The 7,137-nt window shown below is 63.8% G+C and carries 10 protein-coding genes; 4 read left to right on the top strand and 6 right to left on the bottom strand.

From position 1 onward, the window contains the following. Window positions 1-169 precede the first annotated feature (169 nt). The 5 genes from Q0S71_RS02915 to Q0S71_RS02895 all read right to left on the bottom strand — a co-directional run bounded on the left by Q0S71_RS02915 (window position 170) and on the right by Q0S71_RS02895 (window position 3,306). Window positions 170-445, bottom strand: a complete 276-nt coding sequence (locus Q0S71_RS02915) for a BrnA antitoxin family protein (protein ID WP_295991071.1) — start codon at window positions 443-445, stop codon at window positions 170-172. Beyond that, on the bottom strand, window positions 429-701 hold the full coding sequence (locus Q0S71_RS02910) for a BrnT family toxin (protein ID WP_295991069.1): 273 nt from the start codon (window positions 699-701) through the stop codon (window positions 429-431). Before Q0S71_RS02910 ends, Q0S71_RS02915 begins: the two co-directional genes overlap by 17 nt. Before the next feature lie 96 nt (window positions 702-797). Next, window positions 798-1,115 carry a DUF6587 family protein gene (locus Q0S71_RS02905; protein WP_295991066.1) on the bottom strand — a complete coding sequence of 106 codons (318 nt, stop codon included), beginning with the start codon at window positions 1,113-1,115 and terminating at the stop codon, window positions 798-800. Between the two features lies 1 nt (window position 1,116). After that, window positions 1,117-2,973, bottom strand: coding sequence for a ferrous iron transporter B (locus tag Q0S71_RS02900; protein ID WP_295991074.1), 1,857 nt, complete (start codon window positions 2,971-2,973; stop codon window positions 1,117-1,119). A 72-nt stretch (window positions 2,974-3,045) separates the two neighbouring features. Continuing rightward, window positions 3,046-3,306, bottom strand: coding sequence for a FeoA family protein (locus tag Q0S71_RS02895; RefSeq protein WP_295991057.1), 261 nt, complete (start codon window positions 3,304-3,306; stop codon window positions 3,046-3,048). A 240-nt stretch (window positions 3,307-3,546) separates the two neighbouring features. Between Q0S71_RS02895 and Q0S71_RS02890 the strand changes: the two genes are divergently transcribed. The 3 genes from Q0S71_RS02890 to bfr all read left to right on the top strand — a co-directional run bounded on the left by Q0S71_RS02890 (window position 3,547) and on the right by bfr (window position 5,105). Then, complete coding sequence (locus Q0S71_RS02890) at window positions 3,547-3,777, top strand: (2Fe-2S)-binding protein (RefSeq protein ID WP_295991054.1); 231 nt, start codon at window positions 3,547-3,549, stop codon at window positions 3,775-3,777. Window positions 3,778-3,802: 25 nt separating this feature from the next. Next, on the top strand, window positions 3,803-4,462 hold the full coding sequence (locus Q0S71_RS02885) for an energy transducer TonB (protein WP_295991051.1): 660 nt from the start codon (window positions 3,803-3,805) through the stop codon (window positions 4,460-4,462). 172 nt (window positions 4,463-4,634) lie between these two features. Next, complete coding sequence (gene bfr, locus Q0S71_RS02880; protein WP_295991050.1) at window positions 4,635-5,105, top strand: bacterioferritin; 471 nt, start codon at window positions 4,635-4,637, stop codon at window positions 5,103-5,105. A gap of 71 nt (window positions 5,106-5,176) precedes the next feature. On the opposite strand, the gene Q0S71_RS02875 is transcribed toward bfr, so the two are convergent. Next, entirely contained in the window at window positions 5,177-5,785 is a 609-nt protein-coding gene (locus tag Q0S71_RS02875; RefSeq protein WP_295991046.1) for a glutathione S-transferase N-terminal domain-containing protein, read from the bottom strand. A gap of 155 nt (window positions 5,786-5,940) precedes the next feature. On the opposite strand from Q0S71_RS02875, the gene purB reads away from it, so the two are divergent. Beyond that, window positions 5,941-7,137: adenylosuccinate lyase (gene purB, locus Q0S71_RS02870; RefSeq protein ID WP_295991043.1), on the top strand; the 1,197-nt coding region annotated here is incomplete at its 3' end.

Below are 7,137 nucleotides of genomic sequence, written 5' to 3'. Positions count from 1 at the left end.
GCCGGTTCAGCTGGTCTTTCAGGGGATCGAAAGTAACCTCTGTCATTTAGAGTATCCGCTGCGATTGAAAGTTCAATCGGGTGAACGGATACAGTAATGAAACCGCGCGCGACGCACTTGCGCCGGCGCAGACCGCCGCGTAGCGCGCGCCGGAAAGCTGGCGTCCCGGTTATTTTGTCAGCAGGCCATTGCGCTCGGCCCAGTCGCGCAGCGCGCCGTTGATGCGGAACTCCCAGCCGCCGCCGGTGCCGGTATAGGCGTCGACCACGTCTTGATCGCACCAGCGGCGCAACAGGACTTCCAGCGTGTGGTATTCCGAGGCCGGCTTAAATTGCGCCAGCTCTTCATCGGTCAACGGTGGATTGTCGGGATCGTCCATGGCGGCCGCCGTGATCGCGGCATCCTCTTCCGGTGTGATGAAAATAAGGTCACGTATTCTTGACATAGCGTTTTTCCTCCCTGTCGTTCGCCTTGCGTAAACTGATGATCCTTCGCATCCCATTGCGCCACACAAAAACCACGACATAAAGGCGCTGACCTATCGATCCTGCCGCACATTCGCGCGACTCACCATAATGGTGGCGCATGTCCATCCAGTAATCCGCATGAGCCCAATCGAAGCGGCGCGCCTGTGCCAGCGAGATGCCGTGCTTGCGCCGGTTCAGCTGATCTTTCCGGGGATCGAAGGTGATCGTTGTCATTTAGTGTATCCGCTGCGATTGAAAGTTCAATCGGATGAACGGAGACAGTAAAGGAAGCGCGGGCGCCGCTGTTGCGACGCCGCAGAGGTACTTACATCAGCGCTGCACGCGCAGCGGGATGACGCGCTGCGCCTTGGAGGAGGAGGAGGACGGCGACGACGTCGAGGCGCCAGCGCCATCGGCCGCGCCGGACGGCGCCGGCGTCTCGCACGAGCCGCAGCTGGCGCAACCGTCGCCGCAGCTCGATTTGGTCTTGAACAGTGCCGCCAGCCGGGTCTGGTCGTAGCCGCGCCGGGTCAGGAAATAGACGATCTGCTGGCGCCACGCGGCCGGCAGATACTTGCTGCAAAAGTGCAGCAGCGCCGCCGCCACGATGATGCCGACGATCACTTGCTGCACGAGGTGCGCGCTCATCTCAGGCTCCCGCGAACAGCAGCGCCACGCGGTAGGTGATGAACGACGCCGCATACGCGAGGCCGAACATATACCCCGCCATCAGCAGCGGATAGCGCCAGCCGTTGGTTTCGCGCTTGACCACGCTGAGCGTCGACATGCACTGCGGCGCGAACACATACCAGGCCAGCAGCGACAAGGCGGTGGGCAGGGCCCACGAGGCCGCGATGATCGGTTGCAGCGACGTCGCCAGCGCCTCGCCCGTCTGCGACAGCGCGTACACGGTGCCGAGCGCGCCGACGGCCACTTCGCGCGCCGCCAGTCCCGGCACCAGCGCGATGCAGATCTGCCAGTTGAAGCCGATCGGCGCGAACACCACTTCCAGGCCGCGTCCCAGCATGCCGGCCAGGCTGTAATAGATGGCCGGATGGCTCGCGCCCTCGGGCGCGCCGGGGAAGCTGCTGAGGAACCACAGCAGCACCATCAGGGTCAGGATGATGGTGCCCACGCGCGACAGGAAAATCTTGGCCCGTTCCCACAAGCCCAGCGCCAGATTGCGCAGATGCGGCCAGTGGTAGGCGGGCAGCTCCAGCATCAACGGCTGCTGGTGGCTGCCGCCCATGGTGCGCTTCATGAAGTAGGCCACCGCCATGGCCGCCGCGATGCCGGCGAAGTACAGCACGAACAGCACCAGCCCCTGCAGGCTGACGAAGCCGGCCAGCTGCCGCTCCGGTATGAAGGCGGCGATGATCAGCGCATAGATCGGCAACCGCGCCGAGCACGTCATCAGCGGCGCGATCATGATGGTCACCAGCCGGTCGCGCGGATTCTGGATCGTGCGCGCCGCCATAATGCCGGGGATGGCGCAGGCGAAGCTCGACAGCAGCGGGATGAAGGCGCGTCCCGACAGGCCGACCCCGCCCATCAGCCGGTCCAGCAGGAAGGCCGCGCGCGGCAGGTAGCCGCAGTCCTCCAGGATCAAAATAAAGAAGAACAAGATCAAAATCTGCGGCAGGAACACCAGCACGCTGCCGACGCCGCCCAGGATGCCTTCGACCAGCAGGCTGCGCAGCACGCCGTCGGCCATCTGCGTCGTCAGCCACTGGCCCAGGCCGTCGACGCTGTTCTTGATGAGATCCATGGGCGCGTTGGCCCAGCTGAACACGGCCTGGAACACGAGGAACATCAGCACCGTCAAGATCAGCGGTCCCAGCAGGGGATGCAGCACCACATTGTCGATTTTCTCGGTCAGGTTGCCGCGATCGCCGGCGTCGTTGCTGACGATGGACAGGATGCGGCGCACCTCGCGCTGCGTGTCCTCGACGGACACGGCGTCGATGGCCGACAGCGGCCGGGCCGTCGCCGCTGTCGTCGTCAACGCCGGCCACATCTCGTCGAGCGCCCGCAGCAGCGACTTTTCGCCGCCGCCCTGCACCGCCACGGTTTCCACCACGGTCATGCCCAGTTCGGTCGCCAGCTTGTCGGCGTCTATGACGATGCCGCGCTTGGCGGCCACGTCGACCATGTTCAGCGCCAGCACCATCGGCAGGCCCAGCCGCTTGATTTCCAGCACCAGGCGCAGGTTCAGGCGCAGATTGGTGGCGTCGACCACGCAGACGATGACGTCGGGCGAGCGCTCGCCGGCGCGCACGCCGGCGACGACGTCGCGCGTGATGGCCTCGTCCGGCGTGTGGGCAGACAAACTGTAAGCGCCCGGCAAATCGAGCACGCGGAAGGCGCGCCCGGCCGGCGAGCTGAAGCTTCCTTCCTTGCGCTCGATGGTCACGCCGGCGTAATTGGCGACCTTCTGGCGCGCGCCCGTCAGACGGTTGAACAGCGCCGTCTTGCCGCAGTTGGGATTGCCCAGCAGCGCCACCATCGGCGTCGCCGTCGGCTTGGATGTCGTCTTCTGCGTCACCGGGGACGCGATGTTTTCAACGGCGCCCATGGTTTATTCCGCCTGCACCGACACCAGTGCCGCCTCGAAGCGGCGCAGCGCGAAGGTCGAATTGCCGACCTTGATCGCCAGCGGCTCGCCGCCCGGCATGCCGCGCTTGAGCATGCGGATTTTTTCGCCCGGCACGAAGCCCAGCTCCATCAGGCGCCGCGCCAGGTCGGCGCCGTCGCCCTCGCCCGGCGCGATGTGCACCACGGTGCCGCTCTGTCCCACCGCGAGGGTGTCAAGCTTGATGAGGGGAGGCGCTAATGTCATGGCAAATTCCGGTAACGGGCTCCGGCAAGACGTTCTTACCAGAAATATCGATAGTAGCATTATAAACGCTAATGCGAATAGTTTCTATTTGCGCTTGCACTGTGATGAAAGTTGAGGCAGAATAGACCTCGTAATGATAATGATTCGCATTAGTGAAAGCGCAATCATGCTGGAACGACAGGGCCCTGCAGTCAGCGGCCGAGCCGTCCCGGTCACTCCCACTTACCAGAAGGTGCATCGATGATTGTCTGTGTCTGCAACAACATATCCGACCGCGAAATCCGCCAGGCCGTCGAACTCGGCCTGACCTCCTTTGACGAGTTGCAGCGCGACCTGGGCGTCGCCACCTGCTGCGGCCAATGCAAGGACTGCGCCTGCGCCGTGCTCGACGAGCACCTCGCCAAGCTGCAAGCCGACCAGCACGCCACCATGCAGGCGACGGCGCTGTCGCGCCACGTCGTCGCGGCCTGACGCGTCCGCCCCGCCCATGACCTCGATGAGTTTTTCCAGCAGCGCCCACGCCGGTGCGCAGGCGCCGCGCAAGCTGGCGCCGCTGGCCGCCATCGTCGTCGTGCACCTGATCCTGTTTTACCTGCTGCAAACGGGCATGCTGAGCAAAGTGGTCCACGCCGCGCTGCCGCGAGTGGTCGAAATCAGTTTCGTGACGCCGCCCAAGCCGGTGGCGCCGCCCAAGACCGTGCCCGTGGTGCGCCACAGCGCCAGCGTGACGCCGCCGCCGCTTCCGCTGCTGGCCATCCCGCAAATCGAGCCGACCATCACCCCGCCGCCGCCGCAGGCCGCGCACGCGGCCGACACGCCGCTGGCCGCCGTCGCCACGCCGACCGTGGCGCCGGCCCCGCCCTCGCCGGCCACGCCCAAGCTGGTCAGCGGCGTCGAATATCTGCGTCCGCCGCAGCCGAATTATCCGCAACGCTCGCGCCGCATGGGCGAAGCCGGCACCGTCATCCTGCGCGTGCTGATTAACGAACGCGGCCAGGCCGAACAAGTGCTGGTGGAAAAATCGTCCGGCTACGACGCCCTCGACGACGAAGGCCGCAGCGCGGTCCAGCGCACACTGTTCAAGCCCAGGCTCGAAGACGGCAAACCGGTCGCCGTCTACGCCCTGGTGCCCATCAACTTCCAGCAGCGCTCCTGATGTCCGGCGCCGGAATGCGAGTGAGTATGCTTGTCATTTGTGCTCCTAACTCTAGTCCCGGCTTATAGCCACACAAGGGCGGCATGCGCCAGCTATTTACCGTATAGTCCTTCGTTCCCGGCCCGCTTCGTGGCAAAATGACGACATTCCTTACCACTTTAGAAAGCCTCCCATGAAGGGCGACCCGGACGTCATCCGACTGCTGAACGCGCAGCTCACCAACGAACTGACCGCGATCAACCAGTACTTCCTGCACTCGCGCATGTACCGCCACTGGGGTCTGTCCAAGATCGCCAAGAAAGAGTACGAAGAATCGATCGGCGAAATGAAGCACGCCGACAAACTGATCGACCGCATCCTGATGCTCGACGGCCTGCCCAACCTGCAAGCCATGCACAAGATCATGATCGGCGAAAACACGGAAGAAATGATAGGCTGCGACCTGAAGCTCGAGCGCGCCGCCCATGTCACCGTCAAGGAAGGCATCGCCATCAGCGAAAAAGCCGGCGACTATGTGTCGCGCGACCTGCTGCTGATGATATTGGAAGACACCGAGGAACATATCGACTGGCTCGAAACCCAGCTCGACCTGATCGCCAAGGTCGGCATCCAGAACTACCTGCAAAGCCAGATGGAAGAGTAAGCGGCATCCGCTGAAAAAAAAGGCGGCACGACGATATTGATCGCCGTGCCGCCTTTTTTATGCGCGCCGATTTACTGCGGCACGGTGTCCTTGAACGACGGGCGCTCGCACAGCTTGTCGTACAGCCGCGCCAGGTTGGCATGGTCCTCGCGCCACGCGATGTCCGGGAAGCGGAACAGCAGCCAGCCCAGCGCGCAGCCGACGGCGACGTCGCCCAGCGAGTAATTCTTGCCGGCGCAATAGGCCGAGTCGCCGAGCTTGTCGGCCATGGCCTGCAAGCCCAGCTGGACCTTGCGCATCTGCCGCGCGACCCAGTCGGCGCTGCGCAGTTCGGGCGGGCGCTGCGTGGTCTCCAGGCGCACCAGCGTGGCGGCGTCGACGATGCCGTCGGCCAGCGCCTCCCAGCACTTGACGTCGGCGCGGTCGCGGCCGTTCGGCGGCAACAGCTTGCAGACCGGCGTCAGCGTGTCGAGATACTCGGCCATGACGCGCGAATCGATCATCACATTGCCGTCTTCCATCAGCAAACACGGCACTTTGCCCAGCGGATTCAGTTCCTGGATCCTGGTGTCCGGCGCCCACACGTTTTCCAGTTCGTACTGGTAGTCGAGCTTTTTTTCCGCCAGCACGACGCGCACTTTGCGCACATAAGGACTGGCGAGGGAACCGATGAGTTTCATAGACACTTTGAATAGAAGATTAGTCAGGAGTATAACATTGCCGCCTATTCGCCTCCGCGCGCCGCGGCCAGCCAGGGTTGGATGCGGATTAATGCGGCCGGCCGGTGGTAAAATCCGTGATTGCTCACCGATTTCCTAACCTGCGTCCCGTCACCATGACCACTACCCCCTATTCGACCCTGTCGGCCCTGTCCCCGCTCGATGGCCGCTATGCCGGCAAAACCGACGCCCTGCGTCCCATCCTGTCCGAAGCCGGCTTCATGCGCCACCGCGTCAAGGTCGAGATTTCGTGGCTGCAAGCGCTGTCGCTGGCCGGCTTCGCGGAAATCAAGCCCTTCTCGGCCGAAGGCAGCGCCCTGCTCGACAAGATCGCCAGCGGCTTCACCGAGCAGGACGCGGCCCGCATCAAGGAAATCGAAGCGGTCACCAACCACGACGTCAAGGCCGTCGAATACTGGCTCAAGGAACAGGTCAAGGACGTGCCGGAACTGCTGGCCGCGTCCGAATTCATCCACTTCGCCTGCACCTCGGAAGACATCAACAACACCTCGCACGGCATGATGCTCAAGGCCGCGCGCGACACCGTCATGCTGCCGGCGCTGCAAAGCCTGATCGACAAGCTGACCGACATCGCCCGCGTCAACGCCGACGTGGCCATGCTGTCGCGCACCCACGGCCAGACCGCCAGCCCGACCACGCTGGGCAAGGAAATGGCCAACGTCGTCGCCCGTTTGCAACGCGCCATCGTGCGCATCGCGCAAGTCGAAGTGCTGGGCAAGATGAACGGCGCCGTCGGCAACTACAACGCCCACCTGTCGGCCTATCCCGGCTTCGACTGGGCCGCGTTCTCCAAGGACGTCATCGAACAGCGCCTCGGCCTGGTCTTCAACCCCTACACCATCCAGATCGAACCGCACGACTACATGGCCGAGCTGTTTGACGCCATCGCCCGCACCAACACCATCCTGCTCGACCTGAACCGCGACATCTGGAGCTACGTCTCGCTCGGCTACTTCAAGCAAAAGACCAAGGCCGGCGAAATCGGCTCGTCGACCATGCCGCACAAGGTCAACCCGATCGACTTCGAAAACTCGGAAGGCAACCTGGGCCTGGCGAACGCCGTGCTGAAACACCTGTCCGAAAAGCTGCCGGTGTCGCGCATGCAGCGCGACTTGACCGACTCTACCGTGCTGCGCAACATCGGCGTCGGCTTCGGCTACACGCTGCTGGCCTACGACAGCTGCCTGCGCGGCTTGAACAAGCTGGAAGTGAACCGCGCGCGCCTCGAGCAAGATCTGGACGCGAACTGGGAAGTGCTGGCCGAGCCGGTGCAGACGGTGATGCGCCGCTAC

The organism is Rugamonas sp., from assembly GCF_025354735.1.
GTDB lineage: Bacteria > Pseudomonadota > Gammaproteobacteria > Burkholderiales > Burkholderiaceae_D > Rugamonas.
The sequence above is the reverse complement of the archived record's forward strand: the minus strand, read 5'-3'. Positions and strand labels throughout refer to the sequence as shown.